The 20,092-nt window shown below is 60.2% G+C and carries 7 protein-coding genes; all 7 read left to right on the top strand.

Going from position 1 to position 20,092, the window contains the following annotated elements:
- Window position 1 precedes the first annotated feature (1 nt).
- The 7 genes from DQX05_RS03395 to DQX05_RS03365 are packed head-to-tail and all read left to right on the top strand — an operon-like array spanning window position 2 to window position 20,081.
- Window positions 2-856: a 3-hydroxyacyl-CoA dehydrogenase family protein gene (locus tag DQX05_RS03395; protein ID WP_119790889.1), complete on the top strand. Its 855-nt coding sequence runs from the start codon at window positions 2-4 to the stop codon at window positions 854-856.
- Between the two features lie 13 nt (window positions 857-869).
- Window positions 870-1,934, top strand: coding sequence for an HAD-IIIC family phosphatase (locus DQX05_RS03390; protein ID WP_119790887.1), 1,065 nt, complete (start codon window positions 870-872; stop codon window positions 1,932-1,934).
- Between the two features lie 5 nt (window positions 1,935-1,939).
- Window positions 1,940-2,191 carry an acyl carrier protein gene (locus tag DQX05_RS03385; protein ID WP_087442970.1) on the top strand — a complete coding sequence of 84 codons (252 nt, stop codon included), beginning with the start codon at window positions 1,940-1,942 and terminating at the stop codon, window positions 2,189-2,191.
- 3 nt (window positions 2,192-2,194) lie between these two features.
- Window positions 2,195-3,376, top strand: a complete 1,182-nt coding sequence (locus tag DQX05_RS03380) for an acyl-CoA dehydrogenase family protein (protein ID WP_119790885.1) — start codon at window positions 2,195-2,197, stop codon at window positions 3,374-3,376.
- Between the two features lie 4 nt (window positions 3,377-3,380).
- Window positions 3,381-12,632, top strand: a complete 9,252-nt coding sequence (locus DQX05_RS03375; protein ID WP_119790883.1) for a non-ribosomal peptide synthetase/type I polyketide synthase — start codon at window positions 3,381-3,383, stop codon at window positions 12,630-12,632.
- Between the two features lie 32 nt (window positions 12,633-12,664).
- Window positions 12,665-15,292 carry a non-ribosomal peptide synthetase gene (locus DQX05_RS03370; RefSeq protein ID WP_119791422.1) on the top strand — a complete coding sequence of 876 codons (2,628 nt, stop codon included), beginning with the start codon at window positions 12,665-12,667 and terminating at the stop codon, window positions 15,290-15,292.
- Window positions 15,285-20,081 (top strand): type I polyketide synthase, encoded by a 4,797-nt coding sequence (locus DQX05_RS03365; RefSeq protein WP_119790881.1) that lies wholly within the window; start codon window positions 15,285-15,287, stop codon window positions 20,079-20,081. Before DQX05_RS03370 ends, DQX05_RS03365 begins: the two co-directional genes overlap by 8 nt.
- Window positions 20,082-20,092: the final 11 nt, after the last annotated feature.

Here is a 20,092-nt window from a genome sequence, read left to right as displayed (position 1 = left end):
CATGATACAAACCGTTGGAGTCGTCGGAGCAGGTGTAATGGGAAGCGATGTCGCCCTGGATCTCGCTTGCTATGGATACGAGGTGGTGCTGAAAGATATCAGCGAGGACGCCGTGCGGCGGGCGCAGGAGAAGATACGAACCGATTTCCGGCTGTTGAAAATGGTCAAGCCCCAGGCGAAGCAGCTTGCCTTGGAAGATGTGCTCGACCGGATTACGTTCACGACGAGCTATGACGGCTTCGGGCGCGTCCAGTTCGTAATCGAGAACATTACGGAAGATTGGGAGCGGAAGAAGACGGTGTACACGGAACTGGCGGAGGTATGCGGTATCGATGCGTGCTTCGCTGTCAATACGAGCTGCATCTCCATTACGAAGGTAGGCGCGTTGATGCCCAGACCGGACAAGGTCATCGGCATGCATTTCATGAACCCGGTCCCGATGAAGGAACTCGTGGAAGTCATTCGGGGAGAGCATACGTCGGATGAGACCGTGGCTTGCGGGGAACAGTTTTTGCGTTCGTTCGATAAAGTCCCCGTCGTCGTCAACGATTTTCCCGGCTTCGTGACGAACCGCGTCCTTATGCTGACGATTAACGAATGCGTATGGGCGGTTCAGGATGGGGTAGCCGAGCCGCAGGATGTAGATAAAATTTTCCGCCTTGGCTTCGGTCACAAAATGGGGCCGCTTGCCACCTGCGATCTGATTGGCCTGGATACGATCCTGAACTCGCTGCTCGTGCTGTATGACAGCTACAAGGATCCGAAGTTCCGGCCCTGCCCGCTGCTCGTGAAGATGGTGGATGCCGGATATTTGGGCAAAAAATCGGGAAAAGGATTTTTCGATTATGACAAGTAGGGAGGAAAAGGCGATGGACAAGGCCGCGGAAAAGGTCAAGGAAGTGAAGTGCGTCGTATGGGACCTCGACCATACGATGTGGGACGGCATTTTGCTGGAGTCGGGCGAGGTCGCGCTGAAGCCGCGCATCCGGGAGATTCTGGCGGAGCTGGACTCGCGGGGCATCCTGCATTCGATTGCGAGCAGGAACGATGCGGAGCACGCGATGAGCAAGCTGCGGGAATTCGGCGTTGAATCGTATTTCCTGTATCCGGAAATCAACTGGAATGCCAAGTCGGCCTCGGTAGAGAAAATATGCGGCAACTTGAACATCGGCAAGGACACGATTCTGTTCATTGACGATCAGCCCTTCGAACGCGACGAGGTGCAAAGCGTCCATCCGGAAGTGGCCTGCATAGATGCGGCCGATTACGGCACGCTGCTTGAGCATCCGCGTCTGAACCCCCGCTTCATCACGGAAGACTCGAAGCGCCGCCGCGCCATGTATATCGAGGATATGCAGCGCAAGCAGGAAGAAGAGGAGTTTTCAGGTCCCCAGGATGCGTTCCTGAAATCGCTCGGCATGCGCTTCGTCATCAGCGAGGCCAGGGAGGAGGACTTGAAGCGGGCGGAGGAACTGACCGTCCGCACCAATCAGTTGAATGCGACGGGCTATACCTACAGCTACGAGGAGTTGGACAGGATCAGACAGTCTCCGGACTATATGCTGCTGGTGTGCGAGCTGACGGATAAATACGGATCCTACGGCAAGATCGGTCTCGCTCTCATCGAGTTGAAGGAGAACTGCTGGCATTTGAAGCTGCTGCTTATGTCCTGCAGGGTGATGTCGCGTGGCGTGGGCACTGTCATGCTGACCTATATTATGCAGCAGGCCAAAATGGAAGGGAAAACGCTGCTGGCAGACTTCAAACAGACCGATCGCAACAAGATGATGTATGTCACGTACCGGTTCGCCAATTTTGTCGAAGTCTCCAACGACGGCCAGGGAAATATTTTATTCAAAAATGAGTTGAACCAAATTCAACCGTTCCCGCCTTACATTGAGGTGAAGGTGACGGTTGCAGGGAGAAAGGGGTAAACGCGGTGGAAATCAAGCAAAAAATTCGCGAGTTCATTGAAAGCAATCTGGTTGTATTCGAGGATGAGGCCGTCTTCTCCGACGATGATAATATTTTTCAAATGGGCTTTGTCAATTCTTTATTCGCAATGAAGCTGCTTGGCTATATCGAGCAAGAGTTCGGGATTACAGTCGGGAACGAGGATTTGGATATCGCCAATTTCAGCACACTCAACAACATCGTCCGTCTCATCGCAAAGCATATGCAGGAGGTATAAGGGATGAATGCTCATACATGCTCGTCTGCCGCTCAAGTCGTAGAGGAGGCTAGACAGTTCGCTGCCCGGGAGATTCGGCCGCTAGCCGGAGAGATTGATGCCAGCGGGGAGCTCCCTCGCAGCCTGATTGCCAAGATGGGCGAGCGCGGGTATTTGGCGGCCAGTTGGCCGGAGGAGTACGGCGGCTTGGGGCTGGATCCGGTGGCATATGGACTGCTGACGGAGCAGATCGGCAAAGCGTGCAGCAACACGAGGGCGCTGCTGACCGTGCAAACCTCGCTGCTGGGAGAGACGATGCTGAGGTTCGGCACCGAGGCGCAGAAGCAGCTCTGGCTGCCGCAGATGGCGCGGGCGGAGAAGCTGGGGGCGTTTGCCCTGTCCGAGCCGCTAGTGGGCTCGGATGCCAAAAGCGTGCAGACGACTTACCGGAAAGAGGGCGCGCGGTACATATTGAACGGCAGCAAGAAATGGATATCGTTTGCGGCAATCGCCGATTTTTTTGTCGTCATCGCCGCAGATTCGGCCGGACACATCACATCATTCATCGTCGAGCGCGAGCGCGAGGGGGTGCGCGTCATCCCGATGGGCGGCATGCTTGGCAACCGCGCGGTCCATATCGCCGAGATTCAGTTCGATGAAGTGGAGGTTCCGGCTGACAACGTGCTCGGCAACGTCGGAGGAGGCTTTACCTATGTCGTCTCCACGGCTCTTGATCATGGCCGCTACAGCATTGCATGGGCGGGGGCGGCCATCGCGGCGGAAGCACTGGAGGAGATGGTGACGTATGCGCGGTCGCGGTCGCAATTCGGCGAGAAGCTGCACCATTTCCAGTTGGTCAAAGGGATGATAGGGGATGCGGTCACCAAGGTTCATGCCGCACGATCGCTCTGTCTCAGCGCGGGGGAACTGCGCCGTAACGGGGCGGAGGACGCAATCCACCAGACGACGATCGCCAAGTATTTTACATCGAAAATTGCGGTGGAAGTGACGAACGACACCGTGCAAATTCATGGCGGCAACGGTTGCCGCAGCGATTACCCGGCAGAACGGTTGTTCCGCGAAGCGAAGGTGCTTGAAATTATCGAGGGCACGAGCCAGATTCAACAACAGGTCATTGCCCAATACGGCCTGCGGAAGTACGCGGTGAAGAAGCAGGGGGCAGTTCAAGCGGGAAGGGAGGCGTGAAGGCGTGCAGGAGCCGCAAAAACTAGACAAAAGCAATGTTGAAAATATTTTGGCCTTAACCCCGATGCAGTCAGGCATGCTGCTCCAATATTTGAAGGATCCGGATACGACGCAGTATGTAGAGCTGATTGAATTGGGCATCAGCGGTGACATCGACACCTCGTTATTCGAACACTCGTGGGCATGCGTCGTTCAGGCGAACGAGGCGCTGCGTACCATGTTCCGGTGGGAAGAGGTGAACCAGCCCGTACAAATTGTGCTGAAGCACCATCGGCCCGTCATTCGTTACGAGAACGATTCCGAACTGGACGAGGAGGCCCGGGCGCGCCAGATCGCGGCGCGGATTGCCGCCGACAGACAGGAGAAGTTCAAGCTGGATCAGGTGCCGTTCCGGCTGACGCTATGCAAGCAGACCGGACGGAAGCATACGCTGCTCATCAGCTTCCATCATATTTTGTTGGACGGATGGAGCACTGGCATTCTGTTGAAGGAGTGGCTGAACGCCTATCGCATGCTGGCACAAGGGAAGAAGCCGGAGCTGCGGCGCAAGCCGCCGTTCAAGCAGTTCGTCGCCTTGCTGCAGCAGCAGGACAAGAAGAAGCAAGCGAGCTACTGGAGCCGGTATCTGCATGAGCTGGAGGCCAAGCCGATTCCGGTATCGAGAGGCGGAGCAAGCCCGGAAAAGGCGTCTATCGCCGTGCATACGGAAAAGCGAAGCGGGACTTATGTTGCGGACCTGCACCGGTTTGCGCGGACAGCGCAAGTGACGCAAGCGGCGCTTTTCTATACCGCCTGGGGCATTTTGCTCCAGCATTATACGAATAGTGATGACGTATTGTTCGGGATTACCGTATCCGGGCGCAACACAAGCATTTCCGGAATGGAGGATATGGCCGGCTTGTTCATCAACACGCTGCCGCTCCGCCTGAAGGCCGATCCCGAACATGGCCTGCCCGATCTCCTCGCCGATGTGAATCGTTCCATTCAAGCGCATGAGGAGCATGCGGGCACCTCCTTGACGGACATTAAGGGATACGGCGGGATGCGGGCGGAAGGCGTCCCGTTCGATTCGCTGTTGGTGGTGGAGAACTATCCTTTGGATAAGGCGGTTACCAGCGCCGAGGGCCCGCTTGCGATTGCTTCCCATCATATTGAAGAAGAAACCGAGTTCGATCTGACCGTCCGCATTACGGTGGCCGAGGAATTGGAGATGACATTCGCTTATAACGAGCAGGCGCATCGATCCGACACGGTGGCCAAGCTGGCTTGTCAGTACCTCTACATCATCGAGCAAATCATTCAAACCTCTACCCAAGTTACGGCCTACCACGAGACGAGACTGCAGGATATCGGCATCCTTACCGCGGAAGAACGGGAACAAATTCGGCATTTCAATCTGACAACCGCCAGCTATCCCCGTGAGAAGACCATTCACGAATTGTTCGAGGAACAGGTCCGGCTAGCGCCTGAAGGCACGGCCGTCACGGATGAACAGAGATCCTGCACCTACCGGGAGCTCAATGAACAAGCCAACCGGATTGCCCGCGCGCTGCGGGCGGATGGAGTGGAACGCGGCCAAGTTGTCGGATTGATGGCGAATCGCTCCACCGAAATGATCGCTGGCATTTTCGGGATTCTCAAAGCGGGAGGCGTCTATTTACCGCTTGACTCTGCTCATCCGGCCGAACGGATCGCCTATATGCTGCAAGATGGGAAGGTAGGCACAGTACTGGCTTCTTCCGGTCTTGAGTCGCTTGTGCCGGAACAGACGAACGTATGGCTGTTGAACGAAGCGCTGCTTGGTTGTGGCGAAGCAACCGACATGCCAGCGGTGAACGGGCCGGAGCACCCGGCCTGCGTGATGTACACCTCAGGGTCGACCGGTACGCCCAAGGGCGTGGCGGTCGGCCACCGCAATGTCGTGCGGCTGGTCCGCAATACGAATTACGTGCAGGTGGAGGCGGGCGACTGCGTGCTTCAGGCAGGGGCCATCGGCTTCGATGCTCTCACGTTCGAGGTATTCGGGGCACTGTTGAACGGGGGAAGCCTGCACATTGCGGACAAGCATACACTGCTTGACAGCACCAGACTGGATGCCTTTTTGCGATCGCGGAACATATCGGTCGCCCTGCTGACGCCGGCGCTCTTCAACCAGTTGGCGCAGCAGCGGCCGCAGATGTTCGCCGGCTTGCGGCATCTTATTGTCGGCGGCGATGTCTTGTCGCCGAAGCACATCGAAGCGGTCCGGCAGGCATGCCCGGGGCTGACGATGTGGAACGCGTACGGTCCGACCGAGAATACGGTCATTTCGACCTGCTTCCGCATCGATCGCGAGTATGCCGAGCATATTCCGATTGGCCCGCCGATTAGCAACTCCACGGCCTATATTGTGGACCGCCGCGATAGCCTGCTGCCGATAGGCGTTCCCGGCGAACTGCTCGTGGGCGGGGACGGGGTGGCGCTCGGCTACCTGAACCAGCCTGAGCTGACAGCGGAGAAATTCGTGCTGGATCCTTTCCGTCCCGGGGGCGTCATGTACCGGACGGGGGATATGGCCCGTTGGCAGGAGGACGGAAGCCTTGAATATATGGGACGGATCGATCAGCAGGTCAAGATTCGCGGCCACCGCATCGAGATCGGTGAAATCGAGTCGATGCTCCTCCGGCATCCATCGATTCAGGAAGCGGTGGTAACGGCTCTGCAGCGGAGCGGCCACACCGAATTATGCGCGTATGTGGTTGCTTCCGGGCAGGCTCCGGTGTCCGAGCTGCGGGATTATCTGGCCGCTAAATCGCCAGATTATATGATCCCGTCCCATTTCGTTCCGCTGGAGCGCATTCCGCTTACGCCGAACGGGAAGCTTGACCGCAAGGCGCTGCCCGCGCCTGCGGAGCGTGTCCGTTCCGCCCGGGATGCGGCATTGCCGCGGACAGAGCTGGAACGGCTCATTGCGGAAGCGTGGAAGGCCGTGCTGGAGCTGGAAGGCGTAAGCATCCACGATAAATACTTTGAAGTCGGAGGCAACTCCATCAATCTGATTCAGCTCCAGAGCAAGCTGCAAAGGCTGTTGAAGCGTGAAGTGCCTATCGTCACGCTGTTCCAATACCCGACCGTGCATGAGTTGGCGGCCCATTTGGCGGGGGAAGCGAACGGGACACGGGATCGGGCCAGCGAGCAGGCCGCGGCAAGCCGTGAGGATGAGCCGCATTCCCAACCTGCCGCCGGTTCGGCACGGCCAGGGAATGAAGGCAGCCGCGACATCGCGGTCATCGGGATGGCCGGCAGATTTCCCGGCGCGCGCAGCATCGCCGAATTCTGGAGCAACCTGCAGCAGGGACAGGAGTCGATCTCGTTCTTTACGGATGATGAGCTGGCCGAGTACGGCTTTGACCGCGATCTTTTGCAGCGGCCGGAATTCGTCAAGGCGAAGGGCGTGCTGGATGAGATGGATCACTTCGATCCGGCCTTCTTCGGCTATACTCCCGATCAGGCCGCCATTATGGATCCGCAGGTCCGGCTGATGCATGAATGCGCTTGGCATGCCTTGGAGGATGCGGGCTGCAATCCGGAACGCTGCGGCGGATCCATTGGCCTGTTTGCCGGCGTGACGAACAACTTCCATTGGTTGTCGCAGCTGTCCGATCGATTGCACGGGAACTTGTCGGACATGTTCGAGGTGGATTCGCTGAACGATACCTATACCGTCAGCACCCGCATTTCCCACAAGCTGAATTTGACCGGGCCCGCGATTAGTTTGCAGACGGCTTGCTCCACCTCGCTAGTGGCCGTCCATGTGGCGTGCCAGTCCATCCTCAGCGGCGATTGCGATCTGGCCCTGGCCGGCGGCGCATCCATCGTGCTTCCTCATAAATCGGGATACCTGTATCAGGAAGGCATGGTGAAGTCGCCGGACGGGCATTGCCGCACCTTCGATGCCAAAGCGAAAGGGACGATAGGCGGAGACGGCGTCGGCTTCGTCGCTCTCAAGCCGCTGGAGGCCGCGAAGAAGGACGGAGACCGGATCTATGCGGTCATCAAGGGATCGGCCATTAACAATGACGGCAGCCGCAAGGTCGGTTATACGGCGCCGAGCGTCGAGGGCCAGATGGACGTCATTAAGAGAGCGCTGGCAGCGGCGCAAGTTCCGGCGGACAGCATCACGTACGTGGAGGCGCACGGATCGGGAACGCTGCTGGGCGATCCGATCGAGATCGAAGCGCTGACGAAGGCATTCCAGACGGATAGAACCGGCTTTTGCCGCATTGGCTCCGTCAAAACGAACATCGGCCATCTGGACGCCGCAGCGGGCGTAGCCGGCTTGATGAAGACGGCTTTGGCGCTTCATCATAAGCGGATTCCGCCCAGTCTTCATTTTGAGACGCCGAATCCGAACATCGATTTCGCCAACAGCCCGTTCGTCGTGAATACGGCGCTCGCCGAATGGCGGAACGCCGCGGGGCCGCTGCGGGCCGGGGTGAGCTCCTTCGGCATCGGAGGGACGAATGCCCACGTCATTATGGAGGAAGCTCCTGCGCACGAAGCGGCAGGGGCGGGACGGTCGAGCCAACTGCTGGCGCTGTCGGCCCGGACGCCGGCTGCGCTGGATACGATGACGGCCAACCTGGGCGCCTATCTTCAGGAGCGCCGCGAGCTCCGTCTCGCGGATGTCGCGTACACGCTGCAGAGCGGCCGCAGGCATTTCAAGTATCGGCGCGTCCTGTCCTGCGACACGATCGAGGAAGCGATTGAGGCGTTGACGCCGGCTGAAGGCAGGAACAGCTTCGATGAACGGAAAGTAGTCACCTTCACCGCGGATGATGGGGGCAGTGCAGTCGTGTTCATGTTCTCCGGGCAAGGCTCGCAATACATCAATATGGGAGCGGACTTATACCGGGACGAGCTGGTGTTCCGCGCAGAAATGGATCGCTGCTTCCGTCTGTACCGGGACATTGCCGGCCGCGATATGAAGGAGATCTTGTACCCGTCCGCGGATGCGGAAGCGGCAGCCCTTCAACTGAATCAGACGAAGCATATCCAACCGGTGATGTTCATGTTTGAATACGCGCTGGCCCGGCTTGTCATGGCGTGGGGAGTGAAGCCGCAAGCGATGATCGGCTACAGCTTCGGCGAATTTACCGCCGCCTGTCTCGCGGATGTCATGTCGCTCGAGGATGCGATGCGGCTCATCATCTTGCGCGGGGAGCTGATGCAGCAGGTGCCGGCGGGTGCGATGCTCAGCGTGCCATTGCCCGAGCAGGAGGTAAGGCTCCGTCTTGACGGCAGCCTGTCGCTGGCCGTTGTGAACGGACCGTCGTGCATTGTGTCGGGCTCGGAGGAAGAGATCGCCGCGTTCGAGCACAGAATGAAGGCGGAGAAAATCATGTGCATGAGATTGCCGGTAGCGACGGCAGGACATTCTTCGCTGCTGCACGCGGTGAAGGCACCGTTCGCCGCCGCCGTGCGCCAAGTGCGCCTGCGTCCTCCTGCCATACCGTATGTCTCCACGACCACGGGCACCTGGATCACCGCGGAAGAAGCGGCTGACCCGGATTATTGGATTCGGCACTTGACGGATACGGTCCGCTTTGCCGACGGCATGGCGCTGCTGGTTCAAGAGCCGCGCAGACTGTTCGTCGAGATCGGTCCCGGCCATGACTTAACGCTGCTCGCGCGCCGGCATCTCGGCAGCGGCCGCGAACAACAGGCTCTCAACCTTGTGCGTCCGGCCCAGCGCGGCGGATCGGACAGCGCCTTGTTGGTCAACCGGATCGGCAGGCTGTGGCTGCACGGCCAGTCCATCGATTGGCAAGCGTTCCATGGGGAAGCCCGCGCCATTGTCTCCTTGCCGTCCTATCCGTTCGCCCGGGAGCGCTATTGGCCTCAAGCTTCGGGAGGCGCGCTGGCGGCGCCGGGAACGGGCCGGAGCAAGGGACGGCCAGCAAGCGGACAGATGGGCAAGCAGGCCGACATGTCCGACTGGTTCTATGTGCCGACATGGAAGAAATCGCCCGCCGCCGCAAGCCGGAAAGGAGACGCCGCCGCAAGCTGGAAGGAAGACGCTGCCCGAACCAGCGTGAAGGGAGACGTGGCCGGAAATTGGCTTGTCTTCGCCGACGGCGCGGGATTGGCCGCAGACCTTGTCAAGCATCTCTCCGAACGAGGAGCCCAAGTCGTTATAGTACGGGCAGGAGAGAGGTATGGGCAAGAAGGGGCGATGCAATATACGGTTGACCCGCGGAACGAGCGGCATTACGCGAAGCTGTTCTCCGAATTGCAAGCAGACGGGCGGCTGCCGAACCGAATGCTGCATGCCTGGGGCGTATCCGCGCCGTCCGGTTCGAACCAGCAGTGGACACGGACCGCACAGGATCTCGGGTTCTACAGCGTGCTGTACACGGCCAAAGCATTGAAACAGCAGCAGGCCCGGGAAGAAATACGCATGTGGGTCGTAACCGACAGCATGCATGCTATCGCCGGCGAGCCCGTCCTGTATCCGGAGAAGGCGACGGTGCTCGGCCCGTGCCGGGTGATTCCGCAGGAGCTTCCGCACATTCAGTGCCGCAGCATCGATATCGTATTGCCGGAAGCGGGGAGCTGGCAGCGGGAAAGGCTGATCGTCCGCCTGCTGGACGAATTCGGCGCTGCCGGAACCGAATTGGCGGTAGCCTATCGCGACAACGCGCGGTGGGTGCTCGACTATGAGCCGTTCACAATAAGCGAACCCGAGGCTCAGACGCACGGGCTCCGTCAAGGCGGCGTCTATTTGATTACGGGCGGGCTAGGATATATTGGCCACACGCTTGGCGGTTATCTGGCCAGAAGCGTACAGGCGAAGCTGGCGCTCACCAGCCGTTCCCCGTTCCCGCCCCGCGAGGAGTGGGATACATGGCTGTCTGCCCATGGGAAGGAAGATGCCGTCAGCGTCCAGATTGGCAAGCTGCGCCAGCTCGAAGCCCAGGGGGCGGAAGTGCTCGTGCTGTCCGCGGACGCCGCCGATCAAGAACAAATGGAGACGATCATCAGGCAGGCTGAGGCGGCGTTCGGCCCATTGAACGGGGTCATTCACGCGGCCGGGATGACGGGGGATGTCGCCTTCCGGATGCTGGAGGAGACGGACGAACCGTTATGCGAGCAGCATTTCCGGGCGAAAATGTATGGCCTGCTCGTCCTGGAGCAGGTGCTGGCAGGCAAGGAGCTGGATTTCTGCCTGCTCGCATCATCGCTGTCTCCGATGCTCGGCGGCTTGGGCTTTTCCGCCTACGCGGCCGCGAACCATTTCATGGACGCCTTTGTGCATGATCGCAACCGCCGCCAGCGCATTCCGTGGACGAGCGTCAACTGGGACGGCTGGCAGTTGGAGACGGATCAGACGATTCGCGGGCAAGCGGGCGCTTCGATTTCCGAGCTGCTCATTGCGCCCGCCGAGGGAGTCGAGCTGCTGCGGCGCTTGCTGTCTGTGCGGGACATGAGCCAGATCGTCATATCGACCGGCGATCTGGGCGCACGGATCGACAAGTGGGTAAGACGGGAGGGGCAGCACGAGGAGCCGGAAGCATTCCGGCAAGGAGAGGGCGCCTATTACTCCCGGCCGGCGCTGTCCGGCGAATATGTGGCTCCCGCCACGGAGACGGAGCGGAAGCTGTGCGGAATGTGGGAGCAGTTTTTCCGCATCGACCGGATCGGCGTGCAGGACGACTTTTTCGAGCTGGGCGGCGACTCGCTCAAAGCGATTACGGTCGTCTCCGCGATTCACAAAGAGCTGAGTGTCGAGATCGGCCTGCCCGTTTTTTTCAATATGCCAACGATTCAGCAGTTGTCCGCTTATATCGACGGGGCGGAACGGAGCGCTTATCACGACATCGAACCGGCCGAGGCGAAGGACTATTACGAGCTGTCCTCGGCGCAGAAGCGTCTCTATTTGATTCAGCAGATGGAGCAGGGGCATACGGGATATAACGAAATCGTCGCGGGCGTCTTGGAAGGACGGCTGAACCGGACCCGCTTGGAAGCGGCGCTGCGGCAGCTGGTCGAGCACCATGAAAGCCTGCGCACATCGTTCGAACTCGTTAACGGCAAGCCGATGCAGAAAATTAACGAAGCCGTCGCGATCGAGCTGGAATACGAGGACTACAGCGCCTCCGTCACGCCGCTCGACAGCCTTGACGGCGAGGAGATCGCGGATGACCGGATTCGTGCTGCAGTGGCGACATTCGTGCGTTCCTTTGACTTGACCCGGGCGCCGCTGATGCGCGCCGGACTGATCAAGCTCGGGGAAGAGCGGCACGTGTTGATGGTGGATCTGCACCATATCGTCTCCGACGGCTTGTCGCAGGATATATTCGTTAACGACTTCCTGGCCCTGTATGCCGGACGGGACTTGCCAGAGCTGCCGCTGCAATACAAAGATTTTTCCGAATGGCAAAACCGGATGATGGACACGGACGAGATGAAACGGCAGGGAGCGTTCTGGTTGGAGCGGCTGAAGGACGCTCCGCGGCTGTCGTTGCGCACGGACTATCCCCGTCCGGACACGAGAAGCTTCGCCGGCAGCCTCGTTCCGTTCGAGCTGGATGCAGAGCGGACCCAAGCCTTGAAGTCGCTCTGCCTGAAGGAAGACGTGACGTTGTTCATGGCCTTGCTCGCCATCTTCAACCTGCTGCTGGCCAAAGTGTGCGGGCAGGATGACATCGTGGTCGGGACGCCGGTAGTCGGCCGCAAGCAGCAAGCGCTGCAGCTTATTATCGGCAAGTTCGTCAACATGCTTCCGCTGCGCAACCGGCTGCAGGAAAAGATGAGCTTCCGCGATCTGCTTCAAGCCGTCCGTTCGACGACGCTGGACGCCTTCGCTCATCAGGATTTTCAATTTGAGGAAATGGTGCAGCAGGCGGGAAGGGAACGCGAACTGGGGCGCAATCCGATTTTTGATGTCGTGTTCGCCTTGCAGAATATGCAGAATCCGGAGATGAGAATTCCCGGCTTGATGCTGAAGCCATTCCCGTTCATTCACGACGCGTCCCATTTCGACTTGTCGCTCATCGCGGAAGAGGACCGAGACCGGCTGGCATTCAAGTTCGAATACAGCACCCGTTTGTTTCAGCGCGATACGATCGACCGTTTTGCCGCATACCTGCAGGATATCGTGTCTGACGTGCTGGCCCATCCGGACAAGAAGATACAAGAGATTGAGATTGCGCATCATCTGGCCGAGCCGGAGGCCGTATTCCTTGCCAGCGCCCAGGGGGAATTCGGATTATGAGCGGCTTACGCGGAAATAAGGGAGGTATGGCGATGGGGTTGGCAAATCGATTGGACAGATTGGCGGTGGCCGCTTCCCAAAAAAGCAAGGAGCGCGATTACTGGCTGACCGCCTTATCCGGAGAATACGACAAGAGCGGCTTTCCTTGCGACGATGTGCGCGGAACCGGAATGCAGGCGGAAGAAGCCCCGTTTTGCCTGCCGCCGGAGCTGACGGCCCGCTTGCTGCAAGTAAGCAACGGTTCGGATTCGAAGCTGCATGTGGTGTTATCCGCCGCGCTCGCGGCCTTGCTGGCGAGATTGGCGAACCGGAGCGATGTCGTCATCGGGACTCCGATTTACAGGCAGCGGGAGGAAGCCGAATTCATCAATGCCGTGCTTCCGCTGCGGGCGAAGCTGGATGGCTCCCTCTCGTTCAGGCAATGTCTGCTTCACATGCAAGAGACGATTGTGGCGGCCGTTGAGCATCAGAGCTATCCGATGGAGCTCGCGGTCCAGCAATTGGGCCTTCCGGCTGACGATCCGCTCGCCCATCCGCTCTTCGAGACGGCATTGCTGCTGGACAACATTCACGATGAGCGGTATCTCCGGAACGTGAAATGGAAGACATTATTCTGCTTCCGCAGGACGGAGGGCGGGATTGACGGTGTAATCAAATATAATGCACAGCTATATCGCAGCGGCACCATGGCAAGCCTTGCTTCCCGTTACACGCTGCTGCTGCGGGAGGCGCTGGCGAATCCCGATCAGCCGCTGCGGAGCATTCATATTCTGCTGCCCGGGGAGAAGGAGCGGCTTCTCGGCCCATTGGCCGGATGCTCGGTTGATTATCCGCGGGAACAGGCCGTGCACCGCTTGTTCGAGGAACAGGCGGCGCGCACGCCGGACGCGCCGGCTGTCGTCAGCCGGGAAGGACAGCTGACGTATGGCGAGCTGAACGCCAAGGCCAACCAATTGGCTTGGAGGCTGCGGGCGGCCGGAATGGAGGCGGGCGAGATCGTCGGCTTGCTGCTCGCCCCTTCCGCCGACATGCTGGTCGGCCTGCTGGCGGCATTGAAGGCCGGAGGCGCTTTTTTGCCGATAGATCCGGATTACCCTGACGAGCGCATCGGCTTCATGCTGGAGGATAGCGGGGCGCGCGTGGTGCTGACGCAGCGGCCTCTGGCCGGAAGAACGGCTGGCCGCGACGCGCTATGCCTCGATGAGGCGGAGCTATTCGCCGGGGGGACGGAGAACGGGGCGGCGGCCGCCGATCCTGAGGCGCTGGCTTACGTCATCTACACGTCAGGCTCTACCGGACAGCCGAAGGGCGTCATGATCGAGCATCGCTCGCTCGTCAATCTGGCGTTCTGGCATAAGCGGGCCTTCGGCGTGACGCCATCCGACCGCAGCATCAAATACGCCGGATTCGGCTTCGACGCTTCGGTATGGGAGGTGTTCCCGTACCTGCTGGCGGGAGCGGCCATTCATATCGTGCCTGCGGACATCCGGCTGGATGCGCGCAAGCTGAACGATTTTTTTGCGGAACAGGGCATTACGATCGCCTTCCTGCCGACCATGATGTGCGAGCAGTTCATGGAACTGCCTGATCGGACAGCGGAGACGCTGCGGATATTGTTAACAGGCGGAGACCGCTTGAAGCGATACGCGCCAGGGAGCTTCCGGCTCTTCAACAATTACGGGCCGACAGAGAATACGGTGGTGACCACATTCGCCGAAATCAGGACGGAAGAGGGCGGCCTCCCGATCGGGCGGTCAATCGACAATACGAGAGTGTATGTGCTCGATCGGGACCTCCAGTTGCTCCCGCCGGGCGTGCCGGGCGAAATCTGTGTCGCGGGCGCAGGCTTGGCCCGCGGCTATCTCGGCCGGCCGGAGCTGACGGCGGAGAGGTTCGTGCCCCATCCGGTGGTTCCGGGGGAGCGTCTGTACCGGACGGGCGATCTGGGGCGCTGGCTCCCCGACGGCATGCTGGAGTACTGCGGCCGTCAGGATGATCAGGTGAAGGTGCGGGGGTATCGCATCGAGCCCAGGGAAATCGAAATGCTGCTGCGCGCGCATGAGGAAGTCCGCGAGGCGGTGATCCAGGTCCGGGAGGACGAGAACGGCCAAAGCATGCTCTGCGCGTACTATACCGGTCCGGCAGGCTTGTCCGCTACCGAGCTGCGGGACTATTTGGCCCCGCAGCTGCCGGCTTATATGATTCCGTCCTATTTTGTCCGCCTCGAGCGGCTGCCCGTGACGGCGAACGGGAAATTGGACACCAAAGCTCTGCCCAATCCTAAGGAGTTCGTTCATACCGGCAAGGAATATGTTGCGCCGCAGGGCGACATCGAGAATACACTGGTTCGAATCTGGGCTGAGGTCTTGTCCATTCGCGAGGACAAGGTAGGGGTGCAGGATACCTTTTTCGATCTGGGCGGGAACTCGTTCCAGCTCGTGCAGGTGGTCAACAAGCTGACCGAAGCGTTCGGCCGGGACATCCCTGTGCCCGTGATGTTCCAGTACACGACGATTGCGGCGCTCGGCAGTTATTTGCAGCGGTTGGACAGCGGCGAAGCGCACAGGCCGCAAGACATGGCGGACAATGAAGAAATAGATGCGGGATTTGCAGCGATGGAGCAGACGCTGCTCATATTGGAGGGGGCGCACGATGACTAAGAGCCAGCACACCCAAGCGGCGACCGGGCTCGAAATTGCCGTTATCGGAATGGCCGGGCGATTTCCCGGAGCGCGGAGTATAGAGGAATATTGGGATAATTTGAAAAGCGGAAAAGAGTCGGTCCACTTCTTTTCCGATGAAGAGCTTGAGGCGGCCGGGGTTGATCCCGGGCTGATCCGCAATCCGCGATATGTGAAAGCGAAGGCGGTTGTGCCTGATGCGGAATGGTTCGATTCCGACTTTTTCGACTATTCGCCGCGCGAGGCGGAGGTCATCGATCCGCAGCTTCGCATTTTCCATGAATGCGCTTGGGAGGCGCTGGAGCATGCAGGCTACGATTCCGAGCAGACGAATGGCGCCATCGGGCTGTTCGCGGGTGCTTCGGCCAGCATTTACTGGCAGCTGGTGGCCATGCTGTCGCGGAGCGAGAGCACGGCCGAGCAATTCGCGGCGCTGGCGTTATCGGACAAAGACTTTTTGAGCACACGTATTGCTCACAAGCTGAATTTGAAAGGTCCGAGCGTGAACGTCGACTCCGCCTGCTCCACTTCGCTGCTGGCGATCCATATGGCCTGCCGGGCGCTGCTGACGGGCGAGTGCAGAATGGCGTTGGCCGGAGGAGTGACGGTGACGGTTCCCCGTACGGAAGGCTATCTCTATGAAGAAGGGATGGTCAGCTCGCCGGACGGGCATTGCCGGGCGTTTGACGCGAAGGCAAAGGGGACTGTCGGCGGAGAAGGCGCGGGAATCGTCGTGCTCAAGCCGTTGAAGCAGGCCCTTGCTGACGGCGACTGCATCTACGCGGTCATCAAGGGCTCGGCGTCCAACAATGACGGCACGCGCAAGGTGGGATTCTCCGCTCCCAGCATCGAGGGCCAGGCGGAGGTCATTCGGGCGGCGCAGCGCATGGGCCGGATTGCACCGGAGAGCATCAGCTATGTCGAAGCTCACGGCACAGGCACCGCGCTCGGTGATCCAGTCGAGATCGAGGCGTTGAAGCTGGCTTTTCAGACGGAGAACACAGGCTTTTGCCGCATTGGGTCCGTCAAGACGAACATCGGTCATTTGAATAGCGCCGCCGGTGTCGCAGCGTTCATCAAGACCGTGCTCTCCCTACATCACAAGCAGCTTCCGCCCAGTCTGCATTTCGACGCGCCCAATCCCAAAATTGATTTTGCGAACAGCCCGTTCGTCGTCAATACAGAGCTGATCCCATGGACGAATGAGCACTACCCGCTGCGGGCCGGCGTCAGCTCATTCGGCATCGGCGGAACCAATATTCATGTCGTGCTTGAGGAAGCCCCGTCGCAGCCGGACGGAGACGAGGGGAGAGCAGCGCAGCTCGTGCTGTTGTCCGCCAAGACGGAATCTGGACTTGAGCAGGCCTCGGCCCGCCTGTGTGCGTATATGCGGGAGCATCCGGGCATCCCGTTGTCCGGTGTGGCCTACACGCTGCAGATCGGCCGCCGGGCGTTCCGGCATCGGCGCATGTTCGTCTGCTCCACAGCGGAGGAAGCGCGGGAATTGCTGGAGACCATGCCCCCCGAGCGGGTTCACAGCCGGAGCTGCGACAATGACCAGGCCAGGCTGGTGTTCATGTTTCCCGGTCAAGGCGCGCAGTATGTCAACATGGGGCTAGATCTCTATCACCGGGAGCCGGACTTCCGCGAGGCGGTGGCCAGATGCTGCGACATCGTCCGTCCGCTGCTGGACGTGAATCTGAAGGAATTGCTGTATCCGGCTGGGAATGACGCAGCCGCCGATTGCGCTGAGCGCCTGAAGCAGACCGACGTGACCCAGCCGGTCATGTTCATTTTCTCCTATGCGCTGGCGCAGCTGCTGATGAAATGGGGCTTGAAGCCGAGCGCGTTGATCGGCCATAGCGCAGGCGAATACGTGGCCGCGTGCCTGGCGGGAGTGATGACGCTGGAAGAAGCGCTGGAGCTGATTACGCTGCGGGGGAGACTGATGCACAGCATGCCGCCGGGAGCGATGCTCAGCGTGCCGCTGCCGGAGCAAGAGCTGAAGCCGCTTCTCGATGAGGGCGTCTCGGTCGCGGCGGTGAACGGGGCGTCGCTGTGCGTCGCATCGGGAACGCATGACGGCATCGACAGGCTGGAACGGCAGCTTGCCGAAGCGGGTCATGCCTGCTCGAGGCTGCACACCTCCCATGCTTTTCATTCGGCGATGATGGAGCCGATCATGGAGCCGTTCCGCCGGAAGGTCAGCGGAATGACGCTCCGTGCGCCGGCCATTCCTTTTATTTCAAATGTAAGCGGAACCTGGATTACGGCAGAGGAAGCCGTCGATCCTGAGTATTGGGTCCGGCATGTGCGGGGTACCGTCCGTTTTGCCGACGGTCTCCGCGAACTGCTGCGGGACGGCAAGGCCGTGTTCGTGGAAGTAGGGCCGGGCAACGCGTTAAGCGCATTTGTGCGCCGGCATCCCGACAAGACCGCGCGCCACGCGGCCGTCAATCTCGTCCGGCATCCGAAGGAGCAAGCGCGCGACGACGACTACTTGCTGCAGCAGGTGGGACGGCTGTGGCTAGAAGGAGCCCGGCCGGATTGGAAAGCGTTCCATGCGGGCGAGCGCCGCAAGCGGACAGCATTGCCGACCTATCCGTTCGAACGCCGCCGTTATTGGGTCGATCCGCCATTCGAGATCGACGTACTGAAGCAGGGGCTGGCGCGCAAGCCGACGTCAGATTCGCGCCCGCAAGACAGCGCCGGGTTCGCCAAAAAGAACACGGTCGGTGAGTGGCTGTACGCCCCGATGTGGGAACGCTCGTTGTTGCAGGAGGAGACGGGATCTGAGCGTTCAGGGAGCCTCTGGGTCGTCTTCTCGCCAGAGGACGGGGTGATCCCCCGGTTGGTTGCCTGCATGCGGGAGGCTGGCCGCGATGTCGTCGTCGTGTATCCCTCTGATTCCTTTTCACAATTGAACGACAGGGCATATCGGATTGATCCCGGGGAAGCGGAGCATTATGAGCGGCTGCTGCGGACGCTGGCGGAAGGCGAAAGACAGCCGGACCGAATCATTCACGCGTGGCTGGCCGCGGAGGCCGGGAATGCGGCGGAAGGCGGGAACTCCGCGGAGGCCGGAGAAGCTGAAGAAACCGGGAAAGCTGCGGAACGTGGGAAAGCCGCGGAAGGGGAATCTGTGAAAGATAGGGAACCTGCGTTAGCCGGGCAAACGGATACGCGAATCCCTTCCGCCGGAGACAGGGTGTTGGAGAGAGGCTATTACAGCCTCCTCGCACTGGCGCGGGCCATCGGATCTTGCGGACTTCAAGAGGAGCTGCACCTAGCAGTCGTGACCTCCAATATGCAGGAGGTGACAGGCGACGAGCGGCTGCAGCCGGAACAAGCGGCAGCGATTGGCGCTTGCCTGGTCATTCCGCAAGAATACGGCAACGTGCGCTGCCGCAGCATCGATATTACGGATTCGCTCTGGCCGAGCGAGCCGGAGCGGCAGCAAGCCCTGGCCGAGCGCTTGCATGCGGAGATAGCCGCCCCTTCGGAGGACCTATTCGTCGCTTACCGCGGGGCCTATCGCTGGGTGCAAAAATATGCTAGGCTGCCGTCGCCCGCAGCCGATACCGGCCTGCGGAAGCACGGGGTGTATTTGATAACGGGAGGGCTTGGCGGCATTGGCTTGACGTTGGCGGAACATTTGGCCAAGACGGTTGAGGCGAAGCTGATTCTGGTGGGCCGTTCGGGACTGGAAGGCGAAGAGGCGGCGGATAAGCGCAAAAAAATAGATGAATTCGAAGGTTACGGATCCGAGGTGCTTATTTGCCAGGCGGATGTGTGCGACGAGGCGCGGATGGAGCAGGTTGCAGCCGAGGCCGTGGCCCGCTTCGGCGCGATTCATGGCGTGATCCACGCGGCGGGAGTATCCGACGGGGCGCTGATTCAACGGCGCACGCGGGAGATGGATGAACGCGCGCTGGCGGCCAAGGTGAACGGCACGCGGGTGCTCGACCGGGTGCTGGCCGGCATGCGGCTTGATTTCCTTGTGTTGTGCTCTTCTCTGACCACTGCGTTGGGCGGCGTCGGCCAAGCGGGCTATTGCGCGGCCAATGCGTATCTCGACGCTTACGCTTGCAGCAAGCGGGCGCGGGGCGGCACGCATGTTGTCGCCATTGCTTGGGACGGCTGGCAGACCGTCGGCATGGCCGCGGCAGCCGAGCAAGAGATCGCGGCGCTTACGGCGCATGCGGGCGTGCGGGCCCAGGGGCCTGACAAGCTGACGCGGCTGCTGCCGGAAGAAGGAGTGGCGGTCTTCCGGCAAGCGTTGGCAAGCCGCCGGCCGCAAGTACTGGTATCGACGACGGATTTGCTGCTGCGGGTGCACACCGCGCGCGCATCGTCATTGCACTCCTTGATGGACAAGGAACGGAACGGAACTGGCCCGCAAGCGGCCCGTCCCGATGTCAGGACGGCGTATGCTCCGCCGGAGGATGAGCTGGAACAGACGATGGCGGATCTGTGGCGGGATTATCTTGGCATCGATCAAGTCGGTCTGCACGACAACTTTTTTGAGCTCGGCGCTACTTCCCTCGATATCATTCAAATGAATACGAAGCTGCAGCGCGCGCTGGGGCGGGAAGTGGCGGTCGTTGATATGTTCAGCCATCCGACGATTCATTCGCTGGCAGAATCGCTGCGGCGGGCGGCGCATAAGGAGACAGTGCCGCCGGAAGCAACGGCGGATCGCTCCGAACGGATAGATGACGGAAAAAATCGGTTGAAGCAGCGGCTTCAAAAGCGGGAGAGAACGTGAAAGGGGCGGTA

The organism is Paenibacillus thiaminolyticus, from assembly GCF_003591545.1.
GTDB classification, from domain to species: domain Bacteria; phylum Bacillota; class Bacilli; order Paenibacillales; family Paenibacillaceae; genus Paenibacillus_B; species Paenibacillus_B thiaminolyticus_A.
Note: the sequence above shows the minus strand (reverse complement) of the source record. Positions and strands in the feature narration are given on the sequence as shown.